The sequence below is a fragment of the Lysobacter capsici genome (genome assembly GCF_018732085.1).
GTDB classification, from domain to species: domain Bacteria; phylum Pseudomonadota; class Gammaproteobacteria; order Xanthomonadales; family Xanthomonadaceae; genus Lysobacter; species Lysobacter capsici_A.
Genome location: NZ_CP076103.1, coordinates 892,929 through 918,459 on the forward strand (window position 1 = coordinate 892,929; position 25,531 = coordinate 918,459).

Sequence of the window (25,531 nt, forward strand, 5' to 3'; positions counted from 1 at the left end):
GCGGACGCTCGCCGGCTCGCTGCGAGCGACAGTCGGACGACTGACGGCCCTGGCGGCTACTCGGCCATCGGCGACTGCAGCCGCAACCCGCCGCATAGGTGACGCCCATCGCGGATTGCGTTCGCTGCGGCGCGCGCGGCGGCTTTTGCCCGGTCGTTTCTGCAAAAATCCGCGCAGCGGCGGATGCGTGGTGATCACACCGCGATCGCGGCACCGGCGAATGCCCGGCGTGGTCGGCTCGTCTGGTTCGAATGTCGGCGTGTGCGATCGCGCCCGCCGAAACTGCATCGTCCGTCATCGCCGCCGAGCGCCTTCGCGTCGCTCGATCCGTCGCCTGTTCGTTCGAGTCACCCAGGAAGGAGTACGAAATGGAATTCGAGTCGACCCTGCTGCGATCGCGCACCTACACCGGCGTGCTCGCCGCGCTGCAGCAACAAGGCATCGACGGGCGCAGCCTGGCGACCTTGGAGCAGGCCGGTGCGCGCGACACCGGGCGCGTTCTCAGCCTGTTGCGTGACTTTCCCGGGCTCGCGGCGAACGGCTTGGTCGACGCGCCGCGGGTCAGCTTCGCCCTGAGCCGTTCGTTCGGCGGCGCCTACACGCGAATGAATGCCGCGCTGGCCGCGATCGAGCTGGAGCCGCGGCGCGACGACAGCCGATTCCGGCGCGGTGCGCGACCGCCGGCGAATTCGCCGTGGCAGATCGGCGAAGCGGTGCCGCTCGATGGCGACGACACCGCGGCGCCGGGCGTTGCGTATGCGCAGGTCAGCCAGATCGCGCCGCTGGACGTGCGCGCCGGCCTGCCGTGGCCGGTGCGCTACCAGGGCAACCGCGGCACCTGTGTCGCGTTCGCGGTGGCGGCCCTGGTCGAACTGGAAGCTTGCCGTCGCGGTGAACGCCTCGATCTGTCGGAGCAGTTCCTGTACTGGGCGATCAAGACCCACGGCAACGACGGCCTGCCGAACCAGGACGGCACCTGGCTGCGGTTCGCGCTGGCGGTGCTCGCCTCGCACGGCATCGCCGAGGAGGCGTTGTGGGAGTACGAGCAGCGTTTCGATCCGGGCAACATCAGCCACGGCGGTCCCGGCCTGCCGTCCGCCGCGATGCTGGACGATGCATTGACCCGCTCGATCCGCGCCGGCGTGCATGTCGACGCGCCGGTCGCCGCGGCCGTCCCGGTCCTGGAGCTGTTGCAGCAGGGGCGGGCGGTGGCGGTCAGCCTGCCGGTGTTCGTCGACCCGATGGGCCGCGGCCGCAGCAACTGGGACGCCTCGATCGCGGTGAACCTGGGACAGGTGCTGGACCCGCCGCCGACCGCGGTCATGGACGGCGCGCACGCGGTCTGCCTGACCGGCTTCGCGGCCGACCCGGACGAGCCGGCCGGCGGCTATTTCATCCTGCGCAACAGCTGGTCCGAGCGCTGGGGCGCCAACCTGCCGGCGCCTGGGGTCCACGGACCGGAGCCGGGCTATGGACAGGTCTCGGCGAGCTATGTCGATCGCTATCTGTTGGAGTACGCTGCGCTCTAAACCCGGTTCAGCTTGTCATCTGCCTTGGGGGTAGGATAGGCCGCATGAAAATCGTCAGCGACAGCCTGCTGCACACCACCTCCGACGACCTTGGGGTCAGGGTCGTCGACGAGGTGTTGCACGCACCGCCGGAGCTGGTCCGGTTGTTGAACCGGATCGGCATCAAGGACGCGGCTTACCTGCCGTCGGTGGTCGAAGACATGCCGAGTCTGTTCGTGCAGGAACTCGGCATCAGTCGCGGCAGCCTGCGTTCGATCCAGGAGGCGTTGTCGGACCAGCTCGAACAACTGACCGGGCCGATCCGCAACGATTTCGTGATGCCGCCGCTCGGGGCGATGATTCACCGGGCGAAGAAAGTCTAGACAAGGCCCGCTCCGGGTAACGCGTTCGGCTGGTGGGTTCGCCCGGTTCGAATGAAATCTCGCAACTGTCGTCGCCCTTCGCACGATGCAAGCCATCGATCGCGACTGCATCCACGGTGGTGTCGCGCGACCCGCCGACGCCAGCCGATTGCTTTCAACATCATTCACGCCGCGTATTCGCTTGATCGAATCGGCGCTGTACGATCCGTGCGCAAGGAACGAATCGGACTCGGAGCGCACATGCGGCTGCATTGGATGATCGGAATGTTGTGGGCGGCCGGGTGTGCGTTTGCGCCGGCCGAGGCGGCCGAATCCGTCGCCGCGAAACAGCGAACTCCCGATCGGGCCGCGCAAACTCCGCCGGCCGCGACGTCCCTGCCCGCAGCGGCATCGATCGTGTGGAAAATCCACAGCGCCAGCGGCGCCTACCAAGGGCAGGGCGACGGCGATCCCAGCGATGCGAAAGGCGCGAGCGTGCGCTTGACCGGGCCGGCGCAGGCCAAGCCCGGCGAATCCGGCAGCGCTTCGATGCGTATCGATGCCGCGGCGTTGCGCGGGCGTCGGCTGCGGTTGTCGGCGCGGTTGACGGTCGATACCGCGCCCAAGGGCGCCATGCTGTGGATTCGCGCCGATGGCGCCGACAAGAAAGTGCTGGCGTTTGCCAACTCGCAGCGCGATCCGGTCGCGGGCGAACACGCGTCGGCCGCGCGCGAACTGGTGTTGGACCTGCCCGATGCGACCGAGCAGCTTTTGTTCGGCGTGGTACTGCTCGAAGGTGGACAGGCGACCGCGACCGATCTGCGCCTGATCGATGAGGGCCGCAGCGTCGGCGCGCGCGAGGTGTTCGACGTCGCGATCGAGGCGATCAAGGCCCGCGCATTGCATCGCGACCGCATCGACTGGGGCAGGACCGACGCGGAATTGCGCGCGCGGCTCACCGCCGACAGCGGCGCCTCGGCGGCCTATCCGTTGCTGCGCGAATTGATCGGCGCGCTTGGCGACGGCCACAGTTTCTTGATGCCGCCGCAGGCCGCGCGTGACAACGCCGGCAGCGCGAAGCGAACCTTCGAACCGGTGGTCAAGCCGCTCGCCGGCGCGATCGGCTACGTGGCCGTGCCGGGCTTCTCCGGCGGCCGCGACGCCGACCGCGACGCGTTCGCGCGCGGGATCGTCGAACGCATCGGCGCGCTCGCGCCGAACGCGTCCGCGGGTTGGATCGTCGATCTGCGCGGCAACAGCGGCGGCACGATGTGGCCGATGCTGGCCGGCCTGCGGCCGCTGCTCGGCGCCGGCGGGATCGGCGGCAATGTGCCGGCGCCCGGCCAGCCGCTGCGGCCGTGGCGGCTGGAGCAGGTCATGCCGAACGCGGCGACCTGGCCGCAACCAGATTTGAGCGCGGCCAGGGTCGCGGTATTGATCGGGCCGGGCACCAGCAGTTCCGGCGAGGCGGTGGCGATCGCGTTCAGCGGCCGCGCGCGCACGCGTTCGTTCGGCCAGCCCAGCGACGGCCGTTCGACCTCCAACGAAACCATCGCCTTGCCCGATGGCGGCACCCTGCTGCTGACCACGGCCACGTTCGCCGATCGCAGCGGCAGGCTGTTCGGCGGCAAGATCGAGCCGGATGTGACGGTGCCGGGCGGCGACGGCAGCGGGGCCGATCCGGTGCTCGCGGCGGCGCAGGCATGGCTGGCCGGCGGCGAGTCGCGCGCACGCTGAGCCCGCATTGATCCTGCGTTGATCCCACACTGATCTTTGCCGAACCCGCCCCCGCAGCGGGACGATCGGCGCCGCAAGCGCACCGGCCTTCGCGCCGCACCCTCGCATCCGGCCACGACCTCGCCCCCGCGCTCGCCACGGCCCGGCGAGCAAAAACGTTTCATTCCTGAAATGTCCTGCCCCGCGTTGCACGCTCGTTTACTCGGGGGTGATCGGCGCGGACAGCGCATCGATCCACACCAAGGACCGGACCGGGCGCCGCTGCGTTCGGCCGAACAGCGCGCCGCGCTGAACTTTCAAGGAGAAACGCATGCCGCTGGGTCGACTGCTCAATATCAACCAGGTCCTCGCCGGCATCCGCCCGGCGCCGGCCGCGCAGCCGATCAAGCTGCCCGGCGGGATCGTGGTGCCGCCGCCGGTCGCGCCTGCGGTCGTGGTCGCCCCGCCGGTCGCCCCGCCAGTGGCCGCGCCCGCGCCGGCCGTGCGCGTCGCGCCGCCGTTCATTCCCGGCGCGGTGCGGGTGAATCCGGCGATCCTGCGCGCGCAGCCGGCGATCGTCGCGCAGCTGGAAGGCCGCACCCTGCGCCCGCGCTTGAACGACCTGCGTCCGGACCTGTTTCCGATCAAGACCGGCGGCGGCTTCGGCCGCGCCGAATCGCAGCATCCGATCAGCCCGACCCAGACCCCCGACGACCGCTGCCTGTTTGAGAGTCCGAGCAACCCGCAGCAACGTTACTGGCTGCCGCGCTATCGCCTGCGCAACGCCAACGGTCGCTATGAGGTCACCGTCGCCGAAGGCCAGAACGGCCTGTGGGCGGTGAGCCTGGGCCTGGAAACCTATCCCGCGCCGGAGATCGCCGATGCCGCGCGCACCGCGCAGATGCTCGAGGTCACGCGCAGCGCATCGGTGACCTATCGCGTGCCCGGCACCGCGATCGAACAGCGCCTGCCCGCCGGCGAAGTGCAGAAGGACGCGACCGGCTGCGTGGTGATGCTGCAGCTGAGCCTGGCCGATCGCGACGGCCTGCTGCGCGCGTTCATGAGCAACGACGCGCAGTGCAAGCTGGTGCTGTCGCGCGGTTTCACCGTCGCGGTGCCGTTGCCGGCGGGTAGCGCGTCGCCCGACGTGCCCAAGCGTCAGCTGATGATGGTCAAGGGCCAGATGCAGCTCGCGCGCGCGCCGCTGGAAAGCGCGCAGCTGATGTCGCGCGCGGCGGTGGTCGACGCGAGCATGGTATCGAAACCTGCCGCGTTCGACCCGGGCATCGCCGCCAAGATGACGGCGTCGGTGGCGCCGATGCGCGCGGTCGGCATCAAGCCGCCACCGATCTCGCCGCGCATTGCGATCTCGACGATCAAGGCGCGCCGCTTCGACGGCACCCCGATCATCGTCCAGCCCGAGCCGATGCCCGACGACGTACCGCCGCCCCCGCCGCTGCCCGCGGCGGAAACGCGCTACGAAATCTCCAACCAGGTGCAGGACTGGGCGGTCGCGTTGTTCTTCGAACCGCAACTGCATCCGTACCTGTACCCGGCCGGCAGCGCCAACGGTCCGCAGGCCAGCCGCTGGGTCGTGCATGCGCTGCGCTATCCGGCCGGCAGCGGCCGCAGTCACGCGTATTTCCAGGACTTGAACGATCCGGCCCGCATCTTCTACCTGCCCGACGCGTTCAAGCTCGCGCGCCGCAGCGAGGCGCCGCATGCGCCGTCGCTGGTGTTCCAGGTCGACCAGGGCGACAACGCCGAGCAGGTGATGGTCGACCTGACCTGCGAAGTGCGTCCGGTCACCGACGGCGAGCGCCTGCTCGCCGCGCGCCGCGAGCTGGCCGACAAGGTGCCGGCGAGCGCGGCCAATCCCAATCGCGAATTCGAACTGCGCCTGCTGCGCGCCAAGTCGAGCCTGCAGATGGCGGTGCTGCGCAACGGCGCGGTGCGTTCGGAAACCGTGGCCGCGACGATCGACTGGGACAACGGCTTCACCGTCAACGAGCGCTTCGAGTTCAAGGATTTCCAGGACGTGTTCGGCGTGCTGATGGCCGCGTCCAATTCCAACCTGCTGCAGGGCAGCGTGGTGGTGACCACCGGCATCAACGAGAACGTGATGGTGCCGGTCAAGCTCAACTTCGCCGACATGGAAGGCGAGTTGTTCCAGTCGATCGAGACGCCCGATCCGCAGACCGGCGCGGTCGTGGTCAAGCTGCTCAACGCGACCGAAAGCAAGCTGCGCATCACTCAACTGCCGACCTGGATCACCCGCGGCGAAGGCCTGGTGGTCGGCCGCATCGACGGCCTGGACCTGAGCCAGCCGGTCGAGGTCGAACCCGAGCAGAGCCTGCAGTTCACCGTGCAGCCCACCGACACCTTGAGCGGCAGCGCGCCGGCCGATGCGATCTTCAACACCGCCTCGGTGCGCAGCATCCCCGACGGCGAGGCGATCCTCAAATACACCCTGGACGACACGATCGACCAGGAAACCGTGCGCGCGGTGACGGTGATGACCGCGCCGGAAGTGCTGCAGAACATCGCCACCGGTTCGTCGGGCGGCGAGATCCTCAACATCATCGTCGAGTTCCGCGGCAACCGTCGGGTGGTGCTCGGCGCGGCCAACCAGAGCGTCGACATCGACGTGCCGGTGCCGCTGATGGACATCCTGTTGCGCAAGGACAGCGAAGGGTTCTACGAATACCGCCAGACGGTGGTGTTCAAGTCCGGGCAGAAATCGCCGACGACGCCGTGGCGCCGCGACGATTCGGGCGTGCTGTTCGTGACCGCGGTCTGAGCCATGTCCTTTTCCGGCCATCCCGATTGGCGCGCGCCGATGCAGATCGGCGAACGCGTCGCCTATGCCGCCTACGATCGCCCCGGCGCATTCGTGTTGCCGCCGACCCAGCTGGCGGCGCAGACGCTCGACGAATCCCCGCCGCTGCGCCTGGACATCTTCCAGCAGGACCGCGGCAGCGCCGGATTGGAGCGTTACTCGATCCTGTCGCTGGCGCTCGCCGCGCAGTTCGGCCTCGACGCCGCGCGCCAGGCCGCGTTCGACGCCGCGCAGAACGTAGCCCTGTCGCCGCTGCCGGTCGAAGGCGGCTGGCTGCGCTTGAACGCGGTGCAGGCCCTGGACTTGCCTGCATCGCTCGGCGAATTGCTGCCGCTGGACGCGGCGAGCCTGGGCTCGATGGGCCTGGCGCTGCGCATGGACAGCGCGGCGACCGATCTGTTCGTCGCCGCCCTGCAGCGCGGCCTGCTCGCGATCGGTGCGCAAGCCTGGCTGCGCGTGCGCGGCGTCGCCGATCGCCTGCCGCTGACGATGAGCTTCGATCCGGCCGCGTTGCTGACGGCGATCAAGTCGCTCGGCAACGGCGCGGCCACCGTCGATCACGCACTGCTGCGGCAACGGTTGATCGACGCGCCGCAGACCCTGGGTCTGGGCCTGGCCGCGACCTCCGGCGACATCCTCAAGCAGCCGCTGGCCGATGCGGTGCTCGATCGCATCGTCGCGCGCTTCGCCACGCCGCAGCCGTCCGCGGCCGATGCGCCGACCGGCGTGCGCCTGGTGTTCGACGAAGCGGCGATGCGCAGCGGCACGGTGCAGTGGAATCTCGCCGAACCGCTGCTGACCCCGCGTCTGTTCGCGATCGAAGCCGATCCGCTCGGTCCGCTGCGCACGCTGCCGGCTGGCGAACTGCACGACACCGTGGTGCGCCGTCACGACGTGCGCGCGCTGGCCAGCGGCTGGCGCACGGTGACGGTGCGGCCGAACCTGCCGCAGCGGCGCATCGGCGTGGTCTCGACCCAGGTCGAACTGCAACTGCCGGCCAAGCCGCCGGCGCGCATGTTCACGATCAAGACCAGCACACCGCTGGCCGCGTCGGATCGCCCGATCAGCGTCGATCTGCGCCTGAGTCCCAAGGAGGCGCTGAGCTATCAATGGCAGACCACCGCGGTCGTGCTCAGCGACGGCCGCGCCGAATCGATCAAGGGGCCGGTGCGCAAATCCGAGCGCGAGCATCTGCTGATCGACGCGGAGGATTTCGGTTTGCGATTCGTGCCGGTCGAAGCCGAACCGGCGTTCCTGGCCCAGGCCGATGTCGAGGTCGAATGCGTGGGCACGCGCAAGGGCCGGGCGTGGTCGGTGCGCGGCGTGCTCGACGATGTGTCGCCGAGCCTGGCGTTCGCGATTCCGGCCGATGTCCAGGACGCGCAACTGCGCGCCAGCGCACGTTCGCGCCAGGACGGCCGCAGCTGCACGATGGCGCCGGTCGACGCCGACAGTCTGCGTCTGGACGCTTTCAGTTTCGAAGGCAGCGGCTCGCGCGAACTGGAGCTGAGCTGCGAATTCGACGACGCCGCGGCGCAGCTTGTGATCGAAATAGCACCGGAAGACGGCACCGAGCAGCCGGCACGACGCCGCCTGCTGAAATTCACCCGCACCACCCCACGCACGCATTGGACCTGGCTTGCGCTGTCGCCGTTCCGCTCCGGCTATCGCTGGCGCTGGACCGCGCAGTCGCCGTGGTCGGAGGTGCTGCAACCCGATACGCCGCTGCGACTGCGCAGCAGCGATGCCTCAAGGACGAACAACGGAGCAGGGACATGAGCTCGAACGAGAACGCCGCCGCCGATACCGGCGACGGTTACGAAAATCTTCGCGGGGTATTGGTCGCGCAGGGCGCCGACGCGACGACCTGGTACTACCGCGCCGCGGCGCCGACGCTCGCCACCGGCGCCGACGGACGCATCCAGTTCACCTTGATCAACGCCGGGCCGATGACGATGTTCGCCTGCACCGGCATGTGGGGCGTGGCGACCGCGACGCTCGATGCGGTGCGCGCCGATCTGGCCGCGCGCGCCGGCGTGCCGGTGGCGCAGTTGAATCTGCTGCCGGCGCCGGTCGAGGTCGGCGAGGTCAGCCTGATGCTTGGCGACGGGCAGGGCGCGTATGTGCTGCTGGGCAAGACCCGTTCGTCGGGCACGCCGCCGTACCACGCCGCGTTCAACATCATGCTCGACGCCGATCAGGCCGCGCGCGTGCGCAAGGCCTTGAGCGGCGAACGCGGCTGGCTGGAGTTGCGCTACGCGATCACCGCCGCCGCGCCGACCCGGCACACGGCCAGCCACGAGACGAGCGAAGCATTCGACGTGGATGTGTCGCTGCGTAGCGGCGACGAGCAAGCCGACGCCGGCTTGAGCCTGCGCAGTCAGATCCGCGCCTACGCCGAACGCGGCCAGGAGCAACAGCAAACGCAACACGTATCGGCGGACGCCGCGGACTGGGGATTGCCCAAGCCATGAACGTCCGACCTTGACCGTACCGCGACCGGTTGCGAGCTGAGCGAACGCCGCCACCGGCCGCGTTGCGAATCGCAACGGCGCGATCTTGCGCCAGCGGCGCTTGCCGTGCGATGCAACACAAACGTTCGCGATCGATGGATCGGTCGCGACGGTAGCCGTCCCTTCGGCAAAGACGATGCGGGTCTCTCACGGGCCCGCAGCGGGCGGGTATTGCCTTGTGGTCTTGTTGGAAAACAGCTGAAAAATAGCACTTTTAACGTGTCCGGTACGAAGCGGTGGTGGCGTTCTAAAGATTCGAACCGCACAACGTTCGCCGCGGAACATCGTCGCTGTAAGCGCGCAAGCCAACGCGCGACGCAATCAAACGAACTCAGGATTTATCAGGATAAGGAGCAAGTCCATGCTTAAGATCGACAACGTTGACACCATCCTCGACCACGTGGTTTACGGCGACGATGCCAACGACTTCACCTACTACATCATGCCGAACACGCCGAACTTCGCGCGCATGGCCAGCGGCGGCCTGGCGCTGCGCTTCGTCGAGTACGGCCAGATCCGCGAGGACGGCGGCAAGAAGTTCGGCGGCTTCATCGCCTTCGATACCGAATTGGCGGTCGCCGCCGATGTGCAGACCAAGATCACCGCCGAACTGCAGAAAAAGCTGGCCGAGAAGTACAAGGGCAAGAACGCGCCGAAGGTCGCGATCGCGCCGGTGACCTGGACCGACGGCACCGTCGAGTTGCTGCTGACCGAGGGCGGCGCGCTGGTCGAGAAGATCCGCGGCGCCGGCAAGCCGTCGATCTACGGCAAGAACGTCGCCTCGTTCATGGTCGAACTGACCGAGCTGGGCACGGCGATCTTCAAGGAAACCCTGAGCACCGGTTCGGCCTCGGCGGTGCAGGTCGTCTACAAGATGAACTGCTACATGCGCCTGCCGGAAATGAAGGCCTGGGGCACCTGGAACGCGTCGGAGTTCTACAGCTTCTTCCAGGACATCAACACCGAAGACCGGATGTGGCACGAGGACAGCTACACCGAGGTGATCAGCTCCAGCCGCTGGAAGAACGACATCACCAAGACCCACTTCGAGTTCGTGCAGGCGCCCAACCTCAGCGCCGAGGACAACGCCAAGCTCGAGGCCGACATCCGCGCGATCATCAACAAGCAGCTCGAAGCCGCGGTGCAGCGCAACTTGCTCAAGGAAATCGCCGACGTCGATCCGAACACCAAGGATCTGCGCGAAGAGCAGGGCATCGAGGACATCCGCCGGACCATCAACAAGAGCCAGATCGCCAACGTGCGGGTGGAGTGGAGCGAGGCCAAGGCGGTCATCGTCAACCGCAACCCGCAGGGCATGCTGCCGACGATCACCTCGCTGACCGACGACAAGAAGAAGCCGCTCAAGTGGGAGGACTACTACTCCAAGATCAACCTGGACGAGTTCCTCAAGACCGTGCAGGTGGTGATGCGGGTCAACGCCGACTTCGCCAACCTGCCGATCCACAGCGTCGAGGTCAAGATCCGTTATCCGTACGGGCCGAACAAGAAGGTCCAGGAGTTCGTCTTCACCAAGCCCGACGACGTGGCCAAGTTCGAAGCCTTCGTGTTCGAGGGCAAGCGCGACTTCACCTACCAGGTCACGGTCAACTACAAGGGCGCGACGTTCAAGCAGGTGTCGGAAGAGATCAAGACCGACGACACCAACCTGACCATCAACGTCGACGACCTCGGCGTGCTGGCGCTGGACATCGGCCCGGGCGACATCGATTTCGCCCAGGTGCCGCGCACCCAGATCACGGTGCGTTACAAGCACGGCAAGCAGCCGGTCGAAGCCAAGTTCAACATGACCGCGGCCACGCCGAACTTCGCCCTACGCAAGATCATCGGCACGCCGCGCACCGAAGACATCGACCTGGAGTTCCTGTACACGCTGGCCGACGGCCGCCAGGTCAAGAAGCTGGCCAAGCAGCAGGCCAAGGAACTGTACGTCGACGATCCGTTCTCGGCGTCCAAGACGGTCAGCTTCCGCGCCGCCGGCGATCTGGCCGCGGAGATCGCGTCGATCACGGTCGAAGCGAGCTACACCGACACGGCCAACAAGTACAACCAGAAAACCATCGTGACGCTGTCCAGCGACATGACCTCGTTCGACTGGACCTTCCCGGTGGTCGACGAAACCCTGGGCGAGGTGAAGTACGCGGTCACCACCTTGTTCGCCGACGGCACCAGCAAGGAAGAGAACGAAAAGGTCGCGACCCGTTCGACCATCATGGTCGGCAAGAAGCTCGACGCGCTGGAAGTGGCGGTGGTGCCGGACCTGCTGAACTGGGACGAGTTGAAGATGGTCAGCGTGGCGCTGTCGCACGGGACCAAGCGCATCGATCTGCGCTTCAAGCCCGGCGACGAGGAAAAGAGCTGGAAGCTGCCGCTCACCGACGGCGAAGAGCCCGAGTACAAGGCGACGGTCACCTACTTCCTCACCGACGGCAAGCGCAAGGTCGTGGGCCCGGAAACCAAGACGGACCTGTCGCTGTTCCTGGAACTTCCGGCTTGATGTTTTCGGCTTGATCCAAGCAGCACGACCCCAGCCGCAAGCGCGGCGGGCCCGCTCATCGGGCCCGCCGCCGCCAACACTTATCACGCTTGACTCGGAAGGAGTCCGATCATGCTTCTCCTCGACAGCCGCACTCGCGAGATCAACGGCATCTCGGTCTTTCCCGACCATGCCGATCCCGAGCAGTGGTATTACATGCCGCTCAATCCGCACCTGACCACGGTGCGCGACAAGACCCTCGGCGTGGATGTGTCGCAATTCCTGCTGATCGGTTTCCGCGGCGACGCGGGCACCGGCGGCTTTCTCAATTTCGACTGCAACCTCGGCGCCACCCAGAGCCAGCTCGACGATCTGGCCCGCGAGATCGCCAATTCGGAAAACCTGCGCAACAAGCCGCGGATCGCGCCGGTGCCGCTGGAAGACGGCGGCGTCAAGCTGATGATGCTCGGCAAGGCCACCGGCGATGTCGCGCCGACCGCCGGCCCCGGCCCGCAGTTCGTGCTCAAGATCGACCAGTCGGCCAAGCCGGCGCTGTACGGCGCCAACCAGGCTTCGTTCTCGGTGCGCCTGGACCAGGACGGCTATACGGTGATGGAGCAGTGCCTGGAAGGCGAGATCCTGCCGGTGGCGGTGATCTATTCGCTGGATTTCCTCGGCCTGCGCCCGGCCTACAACATCAATCTGAAGATCGATTGGGACCGTGTGCAGAAGCACATGGACGAAAGCTTCTCCGGCGGCAACATGTTCTTCTCCACCGAGATCGGCAAGGCGGTCGACGAACTGGTCGAAAGCCGCGCGATCGTGCTGGAGGCCGACACGTTTGTTGCCGAAAGCGAGGACACCAAGGGCATCATCGATCGCCGCGACGCCGCCCTGGCGCAGGTGCGCAACATGATCACCGACGCGTTCTTCCAGGCCAGCCTGCCGCCGTGGACGCCGGAGAAGAAGTCCGACTTCGAACGCGGCCTCGATGCGCTGGGCAAGTTCGCCAGCCAGTCCTCGGCGATGGCCGCCGGCGGGCCGATCGGCGCGCTGATGCCGAGCTTCAGCTACAAGCGCATGGACTACACGCGCATCGACAAGAAGAAGCTCAACGTCAATTTTTCCGAGCGCGTGGCGGTCAAGCGGTCGATCTATCCGCAGGGCCATCTGGCGGCGTTGTTCAAGACCATCCGCGAAGGCAACGTGCCGCGCGACCGGCTGGTCAAGCAGATCAGCCTGGACAACGATTTCTTCAAGAAGCGCCGGGTCAAGGTGATTTCGCGCGCCGACCTGGCCGCCGACGATATCGGCAGCCTCAACGTGCGCGTGCGCTACGGCGACAAGGCGCAGAACGCGCTGCTCGGCGCGAGCCAGGGCGATGCCAGCTTCGAATGGCTCAGCCAGCTCGACCGCGGCCAGATGAAGCGCGAGGTGCAGGTCGAGTACGAGGTCAACTTCAAGGGCGTGGACGCGGCCGAGCGGCCGACCAAGCTCAAGTCGAAGGTGCAGACGTTCGATGTGGAAAACGTCGAGATCATCCCGCGCGACCTGTACACGATCAACACCGTGCCGGTGTTCGCCGAGAACTTCCCGTGGGACCGCTACAGCTCGGTCGACGTGTTCCTGCGCTATCGCGATCCGGCCAACAAGATCAATCAGAACGACCTGGTGCGGTTGACCAAGGACGCGCAGTCGGGCGCATGGAAGATGTTCATGCTCGACCAGAGCAAGACCGCCTATGAAGTGCGCGTCGTCTTTCACGGCATCACCGGCGGCGACACGGTCCGCGACTGGACTTCGCTGGACGAGCCGCAGGTGTCGATCCGCAACCCGTTCCAGACCCGGCGGGTGGTGCAGGTGGTGCCGAACTTCAACTGGAACGAGGTGCAGGAAGCCTTCGTCGATCTTCGCTACGTCGACAAGGCCAACGGCGTGCAGGAAGAAATGCAGATGTCGTTCCAGGAAGGCGCGGCCGCGCAGACCTTCGCCGTGGACCTGCGCAATCCTGAGATCAAGGGCGTGTTCTACAGCGTCAGCATCCTCTACAAGGACGGCCGCGACATCGAGGAGATTCCCGAGTCGGTGACCAACGGCAATCGCATCATGCTCAAGGCCGGGATGAAGGGACGGCGCATCGTCACCGTCAAGCCGCCGGCGGATTTCGCCAAGCGCAAGATGCGCAAGGCCAAGGTCTCGCTGCGTTTCGAGGACTTCGCCGGCGGCCTGTCGTTCGCCGAGGATTTCGAGTTCACCGACGGCCAGGCCTCGGGCGAGTTCGAGTACGACTACCTCGACCCGGCGCGCATGCGCTACGAGTACAAGGCCAGCTATCTGCTCGAGAACGGCACCAACAAGGCCGGCAACTGGGTGGCCAGCGATGCGACCGATCTGGTGTTGAAGATGGCCTGATGCCCGACCGAAGCGGCCGATTGCGCGATAGCCCGATTCCGTCATCCCCGCGAAGGCGGGGATCCAGGGCTTCACCGCGACATGGCTCTGAAGTCTCTGGATCCCCGCCTTCGCGGGGATGACGGGATGGAGAGGATGGCAGCGGCGGCATCACGCATACAAGGAAATGTTTCCCTCGCGCGGTGATCTGCACGCCGGGAGTTCACGATCTACAGGAGTTCGTCATGCTCAGTCTCGAAAAGCCGCTTTCCATCGACGGCATCACCGTGTTCCGCGACCACGCCGACAAGGGCCAGTTCTGGTACCTGCCCGGCCCGGTCACGCTGGCCACGCGTCAGCCCGATGGGCGCAAGGAATTCAGTTTCCTCAAGTACCGCGTCGCCGATGCCGCGGCCGCCGACAAGGGCGGCGGCTTCGTGATGTTCGTGACCACCTTGCAACTGTCCTCGTCGATGGAGTCGAAGATCATCGGCCGGCTCAACGCCGAACCGGGCGTGCAGTTGCCGGTGCGGCTGACCTGCGCCACGTTCGAAGAAGGCTCGGTGCAATGCATCGCCTTGAACGCGCAGGGCGGTGGCGGCACCTCGGCGCAACCGGCCGCGCCGGGCACGTTCAACGCGGTCGAACACATTCTCGGCGCGACCGTGCCGTCGATGGACGCGGCCAATCGCGCCGCTTTCAGCCTGAGCCTGTCGGCGGAAGGCGCGACGATTCTCGAATCCGCGCTCAGCGACGGCATGACCCCGATCGGGGTGATCTACGACTTCAAGTACCTGGCGATGCGGCCGGCGTTGAAGGTCACCATCACCGCCGACTTCGAACGCATCTACAACCATTTCAGCGCCAGCCTGGAAGGCCAGTACGCCTGGTTCAAGGCCGGCATCGATGCGGCGTTCGAGTCGCTGGTGCAGAACGGCGTGATCGACATCCAGGTCGAAGCGTTCACCGACGCCGACGACAAGCGCGACCAGGAAAAGTGGGCGCTGGATTTCTTCAAGAACGATCTGCTGACCAAGTGGTTCGAACCGACCCTGGTGCCGGGCAAGCTGGCGACCGACGCGGCGAATGCCGGCACGGGTACGGGCACCGGCACCAATCCGGGCGGCACGGGTGGCACGGGTGGTGGCACCGGCGGAACCGGCGGCGGCACGGGCGGCACGGGCGGAAGCACCGGTGGAACCGGCGGCAGCACGGGCGGCACGGGCGGAAGCACCGGCGGAACCGGCGGCAGCACGGGCGGCACGGGCGGAAGCACCGGTGGAACCGGCGGCGGCACGGGCGGCACGGGCGGAAGCACCGGTGGAACCGGCGGCGGCACGGGCGGCACGGGCGGAAGCACCGGTGGAACCGGCGGCAGCACGGGCGGCACGGGCGGAAGCACCGGAGGAACCGGCGGCAGCACGGGCGGCACGGGCGGAAGCACCGGCGGAACCGGCGGCAGCACGGGTGGCACGGGCGGAAGCACCGGTGGAACCGGCGGCAGCACGGGCGGCACCGCTCCCGGCGGTTTCAGCGGCACCAGCGGCGCCAGCAGTGGCGGCACGACCGGCGGCACCAGCGCGGGCACCGGCGGAACGTCCGGCAGCACGGGCGGCACCGGCGGCACGACGCCTGCGGCCCCGCAGATCCAGCCGGCCGCGCTGACGGTCGAATCGCAATCGCCCACGCCGCTGCCCGCGGGCCAGGCGGTCACCCACACGCCGGCCGCGAACGGCCTGGCCGAAACCATCACCGTCACCGGTGCCGGCGCGGTGGTGAAGGTCGACGGCCAGACCGTCGCCGCCGACGCGCAGGGCCGGATCAACCTCACCGTCAATCCGGCTTCGGAAAAGCTCATCGAAGTCGAATGGCCGGCGGCGACCCAGGAACAGACCTTCGGCCTGTTCTTCGATTTCGACAAACCCGCCGCGAGCGGCTGGATGACCAATCCGCCGTCGACGCAGTACCGCGCCTATGTCGAGAACACCACCACCGACCCGCGCTATCGCGACGCCTCGGGCACCTTGCGCATCGAAGGCGACGGCAACTGGACCGGCACCGAGCGCGGCGCCGATCGTCTGGCCGCGTGGGTGCGCAGCCTGCCCGCGCCGCGCAACGTGCGGCTGGAAGCGTACGCAAGCCACGAGCACGCCAACGGCGCCACCGAGGCGCAGCGCGTGACCTACAACCGCGCGCTGTCGCAGCGTCGTCTCGACGTCGCCGCGGCGGTGGTGCGTCGCGCCGGCGGCAACTTCACCGTCACCCCGGCCAACGCGCATGGCGACGTTCCGGCGAGCAGCCGGCCCGGCACCCATTCGACCATGGGCGGCGATCCGGACAACCGCGTCGTCCACGTGATCGGCCAGGTCGCCGGCACCACGCCGAGCCGTTGGCGCGGCCGTCTGCGCCGTCCCGCGTCGGTCACGCCGACGCCGGTTCCGACGCCGACGCCGACTCCCACGCCGACGCCGACACCGACGCCGACGCCCACTCCTACCCCGACGCCGACCCCGACCCCCACCTTGCCGACACCGCCGACCGCGGTCAGCCTGTCGCTCAAGCTCAAGTTCGTGCATCAGGAAGAACGCAAGAAACTGACCCTGCGCTACAACCGCGCCGAAGCCACGCGCCGCACCTACGCGCCGCAGGGTTTCTTCGGCCTGATGCTCGGCGATCTGCGCGACAAGTCGAAGTACTTCAAGGAAATCGATCTCGACGATCCGTTCTTCCGCCAGTTCGCGGTCGAGGCGAGCATGCCGATCGCGTTCGAACCGATCGACCTGAAGTCGGCGCAGGTCGCGCTGGACTACGGCGACAAGAACAAGCCGCGCGATCACAAGCACGCCGATTTCGTGTTCACGTCCGGCGAAACCGGGGTCAAGCGCTTCGAAGCGTTCATGAACGAGACCCGCGACATCGGCTACGACGCCGCGTTCCAGTACCACTTCGATCCGCAGTCCGACTGGGCCGCCGACCGCAGCTCGTACACGATCCCGGCGGTCAAGACCGAAGACCGCACCTTGTTCGTCAATCCCTACGAACACGTCGAATTCCGTCAGATCACCGCGACCCCGGGCGACATCGATTGGGAAGTGGTCGAATCGATCGACGTGAAGTTGCAGGCGCGCGGCTACACCACGCCCGAGCCCAAGACCACGTTAACCTTGACCAAGACCTCCGGGCCGAAGACCTGGCGTCTGCGCGGCGCCAAGCCGGCTCCGGCCGATCGCGGCGTGACCTATCAGATCGTGCAGCGGCGCAAGGGCGTGAGCCAGGCCGATCCGGCCACCGCGCCGGTGGAAGTCGATGTGCCCGAGTTGATCGTGCATGACAGCTTCGAAGATGCGCTGCAGCTCGAGTTCATCCCGGTGTTCGATCCGGCCATGGTCAAGCGCGTCTACATCGACGTGAAGTACGAGGACGGCGCCTACAAGCGCAACGAACGCATCGAGATGGCCGGCACCCAGGCCGATCCGGTCAAGCTGCGCATCGCCCTGAAGAACGCCGACAAGCGCAAGTTCCGCCGCCGCTTCACCTTCGTCGGCATGCAGGGCCAGTTCGATCAGCGTGCCTGGGTCGACGAGACCGAAGAACTGATCGCGGTGCAGTGAGATGACCCACGCCGCTCACGTGATGCCGTTCGACGTCATGCTGTTCGACGGTATCGGGGCATTGCCCGCGCCGGTCGCCGCGACCCTGCGGAGGCTGCGCGCGGTGCTGCCGGCGCAGGCCGACGCGGCGCAGGCGATGTTGGGCCGGGTGCTCGCGCCCTTGGCCGAGTCGGTGTGGCCGGAGATGGCCTGGCGCTTCAGCAGCCTGACCAATACCGGCGTGCCGGTGGAGTTCGCCTGGACCACGCGTGAAGCAGCGGTGCGCTGGACCGCCGAGGTCGCCGCGCCGGAAACCGACGACGGCGAGCGCCTGGCGATCGCGGCGCGCGCGCTGGACTGGCCGGTCGATTCGCCGTCGGCCGATCTGGCGATGTGGTTCGAGCATCAGTGCGATTGCCGCCTGAAGTTCGGCGCCTGGGCCTCGGCGCGTCACGGCGACGGCACCGCGACCAAGCTGTACGCGGATCTGCCGTCGGGCCGTCTGCCGGCGGCGTGGCAAGGCCGTCACCCGGTGCTGCATTCGACCTTGCTGTTCTGGCGCATGGCCGGGGTCAATCCGGACGGCAGCGTCGAGTTCTATGCGCGTACTCATGATCTCGACCTGAGCGGGCTGGCGGCGTTGGCGCATACGCTGCTCGGCGATGCCGCGCCGATGATGAATCGGTTGGCGGCGTTGATGCCGGGCTGCGATCTGCCGCGGCCGTCGGGCCTGAGCGTGGCCTTGTCGGCGAATGGCGAACCGCGCGCGCTGACCTGGTTCACCTTCGCCAAGGCGATCTACCGCGACGATGCGCAAGTCGCCGCGGTCCTGCGTGGTGTCGGCAGCGGCGTTTCGGCGCAGGTGTACGAGGCGTTGTCGTCCGGCCCGGACGACGGACGCTGGCGCCACGGCATGGTCGGCGTGGGCGCGGACATCGCCGGCAATGCCTGGGTGCAGTGCGGAGTTCGGCCGACTTGAGTGCGCGGTGCGATGCGCTCGGCAGGCATCGCGTCGCGGTCATCGATGAAACAACAAGCGCTCGTGGACGATCGCAAAGACGAAAGGCCCGGCGCAATGCCGGGCCTTTGTCGTTGCGAGCTTGCCGCGAGGTGGAACAGCGCATCGGCCGGCATGCGGCGGCCGATGCGCGGGACCTCAGTTCTTCGGCGCGTAACGCAGGGTCACGAACCACTCGCGGCCGGGCTGGTTGTAGTACGACACGGTTTCGTACTCGCGATCGAACACGTTGGCCACGCGCGCCTGCAGGCTCAGCGCGTCGCTGATCGCGTACTCGGCGCGCAGGTCGAAGGTGCCGTAGCCGCCGACGCGGCTGCTGTTGCCGACATCGTCGTAACGCGAGCCGTAACCGACCGCGGTCGCGCCGATGCGGAACTTGCCGAACGCGCGATCCAGGTCGATGCGGCCGCTGTGCTTGGCGCGGCGCGGCAGATCGTTGCCGCGGTAGAAGCCGACCCGGTTCTCGGTGTCGAGGAAGCTCGCGCTCGCCGCCAGGGTCCATTCGGCGAAAGTGGTGTCGATGCCGATCTCGGCGCCACGCATGCGCGCGCGTTCGATGTTGTTGGGCAGGTTGATCGCCGAGTCGAAGGTGATCAGCTGATCGACGCGGGTATCGAAGCCGTCGATGCGCGCGTTGAAGTTATCGCCGCGGTACGCCAGGCCCAGTTCCCAGGTCTTGGATTCTTCCGGCTTGAGATTGGCGTTGCCGAAGAACGGGAAGTACAGCTCGTTGAAGGTCGGCGCCTTGAATGCGGTGCCGTAGCCCGCGGTCACGCGCCAGCGCTCGGCGAAATTCAGGCCCCACGCGGCGCCGCCGGTGGTGTGGCCGCCGAACTGTTCGTTGTCGTCGCGGCGCACGCTGGCTTCGAACGACTGGTTGCCGAAGCGGCCCTGGTACTGGACGAAACCGGCCTTGTTGTCGCGTTCGAGTTCGTCGTACACGGTGTTGCTGTCGACCTCGTCGCGCAGCCAATCGAAGCCCGCGGTCAACGTGTGGCCTTCGAACAGGTTGAAATCGGCCTGCAAGGTCGCGCTGTCGCGATTGGTGGTGAAGAAGCCGATCCGCTGCCCCGGAGAAACGCTACCGGGATACGCGCCCGGGCTCTTGAGATCGTAGTTCTGCGAGCCGTCGACATTGCGTCCCGCGCTGAGCTGCACATGCACCGTATCCGACGCACGCCAATCGAGCTTGCCGCCGATCACCTGCTGGACGGTTTCGGAATAGTTGCCGAAGTCGCCGTCGTAGTGGTTTTCGCCTTCCACGCGCAGCGCCTGGCCTTCGATGCTCCACTGATCGCTGATTTCGACGCCGCCGCGCAGCGACAGCGAGTGGCTCTCGTAGCCGTCGCGGTCGGGCTCGTCGGTGAAGCAGCCGGCGAACACCGGGAAGCCGGCGCCGCGGCAGGCGTTGATGCCCTGGGTCTTGCGGAAGCTGTAGTCGGCGCCGAACCAGCCGCGGCCGCTGCGGCCGCCGAAACCGGTGCCGAATTCGATGCTGTCGTTGCTGCCGCCGCCGACGTGCATGCGCGGGGCGAAGCCCTGCTGCTCGCGGTTGGTGAACACCTGGATCACGCCGCCGATCGCGTCGGCGCCGTACAGGCTCGAACGCGGGCCGCGCACGATTTCGATCCGGTCGATCAGCTCCAGCGGCAGGTCCTGCAGCGCGGCCAGGCCCGAGGTCGGCGAACCGATGCGGATGCCGTCGACCAGCACCAGCACGTGGTCGGATTCGCTGCCGCGCAGGAACAGCGTGGTCAGCTTGCCGGCGCCGCCCTGGTTGGCGAGGGTGATGCCGGCGCGGCCGCGCAGCAGATCGTTCAGATCGCGTGCCTGGCTGCGCTGGATGTCGGTGCGATCGAGCACCTCGACCGGGGTCAGCAGGTCGTTGACGCTGACCGCGGTGCGGTTGGCGGTGACGACGACTTCGTCCAGGTCGGTGGCCTCGCCGGCGGGCGCCGCGGCCGCGACGGTCGGCAGCGCGAGGGCGCAGGCGATGGCGAAGGAAAGGTTCAGGGCACGCAGACTTGCAACCGGCATGGGGAAGCTCCAGCGCGCGCGCCGTGGCGCACGCGATTACGACAGCGGAATGGGCGGTTGCGGGGGAAGGCGAGCGGGCAGCGGAAGGCGCACGAAGTGCAACAGCCGCCGCGATGCCCTCCGCATCGCAACCTGTAGCACCCCAAGGCCGGTCTCCGGACTCGCCAGCGGGCCGACGCGGGGTCGACTCCGGTCGCGGCGCCTTCCCGTGCCTTGCACAGTGGCGGATGCCGCGATCTGACTGGCTTACCGTTGCGGGGGCAGTGCCGGAATGGCGCCGGCTCGTCCGATCGGAGGAGGGCGTGTCACCGGCTTCCCGTTTCAACCCCGGCGGCGCAAGCCGTGGGGTCACCTTGAAGCGGTGCGCAGTCTACGCGATGCGGGGGGCAAAGTCCGGGCGGCCCTCACCCCAACCCCTCTCCCGCAAGCGGGAGAGGGGCTCGGTAACGCGAGATTGGGTGGAGGCTCTGCCGCTGGAGCATTCGGGCTTGGGGGACCGCCAGGCGCTCAGCAAGCTCACCGAAGCTCCCTTCTCCTGCGCGGGAGAAGGTGCCCGAAGGGCGGATGAGGGCGCTTGCGCTGGCGGGTCAGGCGACGGTCAACGCCGCCATGCCGCATCGGCCGCTGACCGATACCTCGCACCTCAAAGCCGACCCAACCGGCCGATCTCAATCGTGCCGTTCTTCGCCGTCCTGATCGCCGTGCCGCTCATCGCCGCCGACCGCATCGTCGTCGTCATGCGCCGCCGGACCGCCGTCGTACGCGGAGGCGTCCTCGTGCCGTTCCTCGGCATGCATGGTCGTATGCACCGGCGCGGCGGCCGGCTTGTTGCGCGGCGCCGGCAGCAGCGCGGTCGCCGCTTCGGCGGCCAGGATCAGCTCCTGGCGGCGTTCGTCGCTGATCTCCTGCCAATGGCAGTCGAGCAGTGCGCCTTCGATCGCGTAAAGCAGGTTCAAGGTCGGCTTGAAGCCGGCGCGCTTGACCCGCATGAACGCCTCGACCGTGCCGATCGCGGCAATATCTTCGTGCGTGCGCAGACCCACCTGGCGCAGCCAGGCCGCGCTTTTCGGGCCGATATTGCGCATCTTGGGTGCCGCGGTCATGCCACCGACTCCAGGTAAACCTGCGCCAGGGCTTCCAGGCCGGCCTGGTCGTCGGCATCGAACCGGTTCGGCACCGGGCTGTCGAGATCGAACACGCCGATCAGCCGCTCGCCTTTGAACAACGGGACCACCACCTCCGACCGCGAGGCCGCGTCGCAGGCGATGTGGCCGGGGAAGTCGTGGACGTCGGCGACGCGCTGGGTCTGGCGGCTCGAGGCCGCCGCGCCGCACACGCCCTTGTCGAGCGGAATACGCACGCAGGCCGGCAGGCCCTGGAACGGTCCGACCACTAATTCGGTGCCATCGTAAAAATAGAAGCCGACCCAATTGAGCTCCGGCAACGCCTGGTTGACCAGCGCCGACAGGTTGGCGGCGTTGGCGACGCGGTCGCGCTCGCCGTCGAGCAGGCCGCGTGCCTGATCGATCAACTGGGCGTACTGCTCGGGCTTTCCGCCCGAAAGTGTGGAGGCTGTAAACATTCAGGGAGTGTAACAGCGGGGCCTGCCGCGACTACCATGGCCGGCTGGCATCGCTGGAAAGCGCGAGATGAGTCACATCCACGGTGACTTGAACGCCCGCGCAGCCCACATCTTCGCCGCCTTGCTCCACCTGTCCAACCTCCTGTCTTAGGCCCCGGCGCTTCCGCATGACCGACTCCCTCCGACTTCCGCGCGGCCCGATGCCCAAGGGTGTGTTCGTCACCGGCACCGACACCGGCATCGGCAAGTCGCTGGCCAGCGCCACGCTGCTGCACTGCCTGCGTTCGCTGGGCGCGCGCGCGGTCGGCATGAAGCCGGTCGCCAGCGGCTGCGACGCCACCTCCGAGGGCTGGCGCAACGAGGACGCGCTGCTGCTGCAGGCGGCCAGTGCGCCGACCCCGCGCTACGACGACGTCAATCCCTACGCGCTGCCGCAACCGCTGGCCCCGGAGATCGCCGCCGCGCTGGCCGGGGTCGAGATCGCGCTCGCGCCGATCCAGCAGGCGTATGCGCGGCTGTCGGCGCAGGCCGATACAGTCGTGGTCGAAGGCGTCGGCGGCTGGGCCGCGCCGATCAGCGCCGAGCTCGATCAGATCGACCTGGTGCGCGCACTGGACCTGCCGGTGGTGCTGGTGGTCGGCATGCGCCTGGGGGCGATCAACCACGCCCGCCTGAGTGCGCGCGCGATCCAGGCCGACGGCGCGCGGCTGGTCGGCTGGATCGCCAACGGCATCGATCCGCACATGGCGAGCGCCGAGGAAAACTTCCGGATCCTGTGCCGGCGCCTGCCGGTGCCGTGCTGGGGCCGGTTGCCGTATTTGCCGTCGCCCGATCCGGGCGCGATGGCGGGGTTGCTCACGCCGGTGTTCTGAAAACGCGGCATCCGCGATGCGGGTCGCGCGAAGTTGAGCGTTGCGATGGTTGGCTGCGAACCTGGGATGCGGCGAGTTCGAATGAGCGGTTCGCGTTTCGGTCCCGGAATCTTGCGGGGCGACAGCCGCACGGTTGTTTCCCTGCGTCGAAGGCGCGGCAGCGAAGCGATCTAAGCGATCGAGGCGATCGGCCGCGATCCGCGGCGATCAGGCATTCGCCAGCGACCCACCCGCACGGCGACGTTCGCGCAGGCGACAAAAAACCCGACAGCCTGCGCTGCCGGGTTTTTGTATCCGCGTTACCAGCCGGAGAGAGAGACGGTTGCGATTACTTCGCAGCGGTCGCCTTGGTCGCGGCCTTGGTAGCCTTCTCGACGTTGGCCTGGGTGGCCTTGGCGGAGGTTTCGATCTGCGACTTGGCCAGCTCGGCGATGGCTTCGTTGGCCTTCACGGTGCGACCGAACGCTTCCTGGCCGGTGCTGACGGCGCGCTCGACGTTTTCGCGAGCGACCTGCACGCCCTTCGGCCACAGGGTCTTGAAGGCTTCCGGATCGCGCGCTTCGGCGGCTTCACCGAAGAAAGCGAAGGTCGCGTTGACGCGCTCTTCGATCGCGGCGATCTGCAGACCGAACACGGCGCCGGCGTTGTCGAGGGCCAGGCGGTTGACCTGAGCGGCCGTGTCCGCGAACTGGCGCGTAGCGGCGGCGAACTGTTCGTTGAATTGCTGGTACATGGCTGAGCTCCTGAGTGAGGGTCCAGACGAAGAACGACTGGATTGTGCGGTGCAGCATAGGCCCGGCTTTGTTGCGATGCAACATCGACCCGACGAGCGGTCGCCAACCGTTCATAAAGCTCGCCTATTCAGCTGGTTAGCGCCGAGGCAGCTGTTCAGGCAAAGCGTCGCAAAGGGGCGAAACGGGGAGCGAATGCGCCGGGCCGGGCGCGTGTCGGCCGGCGCTCTTGAGTTCGGTCGGCCGATCGCAGGCACCGTGCATGGGCTGGATGACAGACCAACTATTCGCGGCGCCGCTCATCGCAGCCGAATCGCGGAATTGCGCGCGCGGTCGGATAACGCGCCGTTGCGTTCCGGCGCAGCGATCGTGAGTGGCGAGGTTGCGGTGCCGCGGGCGAACGCACCTCGCCGGATCCAGGCCGGCGCGAAGACGAAACAGCGATACGTTCGCGGCCGCGCCGATCGGCGCGTGGTCGGACCGATCCGGCCCGGACTCTAAGGCGTGGCCTCAGCCGCGATAACGGCAACCCGCGGTGCAGGTCTCGTGGACGACGATCTCGCTCAACAGCGGCAGCACCGGCTTGAGCTGATCCCAGACCCACACCGCCAGACGCTCGCTGGTGGGGTTTTCCAGGCCTTCGATGTCGTTGAGGTAGTGGTGATCGAGGCGGTCGTAGATCGGCTGGAACGCCTTCTTGACGTCGGCGTAGTCCATCACCCAGCCGGTGTGCTCGCCCAGTTCGCCGCGCAGATGCACCTCGATCCGGAACGAGTGGCCGTGCAGGCGCGCGCACTTGTGGCCTTCGGGCACGTTCGGCAGCCGGTGCGCGGCTTCGAGGGTGAAGACCTTGAAGATATCGACGGCAGTCATGGCGGTAACCGGTGGCGGTGCGGACGCGGCGCGGCGTCGGTGAGTGGGGCGGCAGGCGCGTCCGGCGCCGGAAACGAAAAGGCCCGCAGCGCGGGCGGGCCTGGGTCTTGCTGCGCGGGTATCCATGGTGGCTATGGGTGGACTCGAACCACCGACCCCAGCATTATGAGTGCTGTGCTCTAACCGGCTGAGCTACATAGCCATGGGGAACCGCGAATTCTTCATGCCGGACGGGCGCTTGTCAATCGTCTGAGCGCGGCTTTGCCCGACTTGTCGTCTGCGCCACCCCGTGGCAGAGTCGGTCTCAGTGAATTTGGAGTCCGCATCGTGATCGATCCGGACGGCTATAGGCCTAATGTCGGCATCGTGCTCATGCACTCGGACGGCCGCTTGTTCTGGGCCCGGCGCGTGCATCGCGACGGCTGGCAGTTCCCGCAAGGCGGGATGAACACCGACGAGACGCCGCTCGAGGCGATGTACCGCGAGCTGCACGAGGAAACCGGCCTGCTCCCACAGCATGTCGAAGTCCTCGGCTCGACCCCGGGTTGGCTGCGTTATCGCCTGCCGCGTCGGGCGGTGCGTCGCAACGACCGGCTGGTCTGCATCGGCCAGAAGCAGGTCTGGTTCCTGCTGCGCTTGACCGGCGAAGAGTCGGACCTGCGCCTGGACCTGACCGACAAGCCCGAGTTCGATCACTGGCGCTGGGTCGATTTCTGGTACCCGGTGGAGCATGTGGTCATGTTCAAGCGCGGCGTCTATGCCAGTGCCTTGCGCCATCTGGCGCCGTTCGCGCGCCAGCTCGCCGGTCCCCAGGCGGTCCCCGTACCCAGCCCGGAAGCGCGCCTGCGCGAGGCGCAGATGGGCGGCTGCGGCCACCCGCCGCGTGCGCGGGCCTTCGGTGGCGGCAATCCGGCCCGCGGCAGCGGGTCCGATTCGGGCGGCTGAGCCGGGTCGGGCCTGTCCGGGCAAGCGTTTACGGGCTTGTTGGTTGCGGTTAATTGACAA

The 25,531-nt window shown here is 67.5% G+C and carries 17 protein-coding genes, 1 tRNA gene and 1 riboswitch; of the genes, 12 read left to right on the plus strand and 6 right to left on the minus strand.

Features of this window, described 5'->3' with window-relative positions; all coding sequences use genetic code 11:
- Window positions 1-368: 368 nt before the first annotated feature.
- The 10 genes from KME82_RS03630 (at window position 369) to KME82_RS03675 (ending at window position 18,392) form a co-directional block, all read left to right on the plus strand.
- Entirely contained in the window at window positions 369-1,529 is a 1,161-nt protein-coding gene (locus tag KME82_RS03630) for a C1 family peptidase (protein ID WP_215497317.1), read from the plus strand.
- A gap of 44 nt (window positions 1,530-1,573) precedes the next feature.
- Window positions 1,574-1,891: a hypothetical protein gene (locus KME82_RS03635; RefSeq protein WP_215497318.1), complete on the plus strand. Its 318-nt coding sequence runs from the start codon at window positions 1,574-1,576 to the stop codon at window positions 1,889-1,891.
- Window positions 1,892-1,942: 51 nt separating this feature from the next.
- Window positions 1,943-3,607, plus strand: a complete 1,665-nt coding sequence (locus KME82_RS03640; RefSeq protein WP_215497319.1) for a S41 family peptidase — start codon at window positions 1,943-1,945, stop codon at window positions 3,605-3,607.
- 310 nt (window positions 3,608-3,917) lie between these two features.
- Entirely contained in the window at window positions 3,918-6,386 is a 2,469-nt protein-coding gene (locus tag KME82_RS03645; protein WP_215497320.1) for a hypothetical protein, read from the plus strand.
- 3 nt (window positions 6,387-6,389) lie between these two features.
- Window positions 6,390-8,204 (plus strand): hypothetical protein, encoded by a 1,815-nt coding sequence (locus KME82_RS03650; RefSeq protein WP_215497321.1) that lies wholly within the window; start codon window positions 6,390-6,392, stop codon window positions 8,202-8,204.
- A complete protein-coding gene (locus KME82_RS03655; RefSeq protein WP_215497322.1) occupies window positions 8,201-8,899 on the plus strand; it encodes a hypothetical protein in 699 nt (232 codons plus the stop codon). Before KME82_RS03650 ends, KME82_RS03655 begins: the two co-directional genes overlap by 4 nt.
- Before the next feature lie 400 nt (window positions 8,900-9,299).
- Complete coding sequence (locus KME82_RS03660) at window positions 9,300-11,453, plus strand: hypothetical protein (protein ID WP_215497323.1); 2,154 nt, start codon at window positions 9,300-9,302, stop codon at window positions 11,451-11,453.
- A gap of 111 nt (window positions 11,454-11,564) precedes the next feature.
- Entirely contained in the window at window positions 11,565-13,844 is a 2,280-nt protein-coding gene (locus tag KME82_RS03665; protein WP_215497324.1) for a hypothetical protein, read from the plus strand.
- Window positions 13,845-14,068: 224 nt separating this feature from the next.
- The gene (locus tag KME82_RS03670) at window positions 14,069-17,434 is read left to right on the plus strand and encodes a hypothetical protein (RefSeq protein WP_215497325.1); all 3,366 of its coding nucleotides are present in this window, start codon (window positions 14,069-14,071) and stop codon (window positions 17,432-17,434) included.
- Window position 17,435: 1 nt separating this feature from the next.
- Window positions 17,436-18,392: a hypothetical protein gene (locus KME82_RS03675; protein ID WP_215497326.1), complete on the plus strand. Its 957-nt coding sequence runs from the start codon at window positions 17,436-17,438 to the stop codon at window positions 18,390-18,392.
- 177 nt (window positions 18,393-18,569) lie between these two features.
- Here KME82_RS03675 and btuB read toward each other — a convergent pair whose 3' ends face one another.
- From btuB to KME82_RS03690, 3 genes are all read right to left on the minus strand, one after another.
- Window positions 18,570-20,453 (minus strand): TonB-dependent vitamin B12 receptor, encoded by a 1,884-nt coding sequence (gene btuB / locus KME82_RS03680; protein WP_430538824.1) that lies wholly within the window; start codon window positions 20,451-20,453, stop codon window positions 18,570-18,572.
- A gap of 144 nt (window positions 20,454-20,597) precedes the next feature.
- A riboswitch (cobalamin riboswitch) is annotated at window positions 20,598-20,839 on the minus strand.
- 297 nt (window positions 20,840-21,136) lie between these two features.
- The gene (locus KME82_RS03685; protein WP_252255614.1) at window positions 21,137-21,571 is read right to left on the minus strand and encodes a TfoX/Sxy family protein; all 435 of its coding nucleotides are present in this window, start codon (window positions 21,569-21,571) and stop codon (window positions 21,137-21,139) included.
- Window positions 21,568-22,050, minus strand: coding sequence for a GAF domain-containing protein (locus tag KME82_RS03690; protein ID WP_215497328.1), 483 nt, complete (start codon window positions 22,048-22,050; stop codon window positions 21,568-21,570). Before KME82_RS03690 ends, KME82_RS03685 begins: the two co-directional genes overlap by 4 nt.
- Before the next feature lie 200 nt (window positions 22,051-22,250).
- Between KME82_RS03690 and bioD the strand changes: the two genes are divergently transcribed.
- Complete coding sequence (gene bioD / locus KME82_RS03695) at window positions 22,251-22,922, plus strand: dethiobiotin synthase (protein ID WP_215498958.1); 672 nt, start codon at window positions 22,251-22,253, stop codon at window positions 22,920-22,922.
- A gap of 328 nt (window positions 22,923-23,250) precedes the next feature.
- Here bioD and KME82_RS03700 read toward each other — a convergent pair whose 3' ends face one another.
- The 3 genes from KME82_RS03700 to KME82_RS03710 form a co-directional block, all read right to left on the minus strand.
- Window positions 23,251-23,655 carry a phasin family protein gene (locus KME82_RS03700; RefSeq protein ID WP_215497329.1) on the minus strand — a complete coding sequence of 135 codons (405 nt, stop codon included), beginning with the start codon at window positions 23,653-23,655 and terminating at the stop codon, window positions 23,251-23,253.
- Window positions 23,656-24,163: 508 nt separating this feature from the next.
- Window positions 24,164-24,526: a 6-carboxytetrahydropterin synthase QueD gene (queD, locus tag KME82_RS03705; protein WP_036108861.1), complete on the minus strand. Its 363-nt coding sequence runs from the start codon at window positions 24,524-24,526 to the stop codon at window positions 24,164-24,166.
- Window positions 24,527-24,651: 125 nt separating this feature from the next.
- Window positions 24,652-24,728 (minus strand) — tRNA-Met (locus KME82_RS03710).
- A gap of 125 nt (window positions 24,729-24,853) precedes the next feature.
- Here KME82_RS03710 and KME82_RS03715 point away from each other — a divergent pair.
- Window positions 24,854-25,471 carry an RNA pyrophosphohydrolase gene (locus tag KME82_RS03715; RefSeq protein WP_056116101.1) on the plus strand — a complete coding sequence of 206 codons (618 nt, stop codon included), beginning with the start codon at window positions 24,854-24,856 and terminating at the stop codon, window positions 25,469-25,471.
- Window positions 25,472-25,531 lie beyond the last annotated feature (60 nt).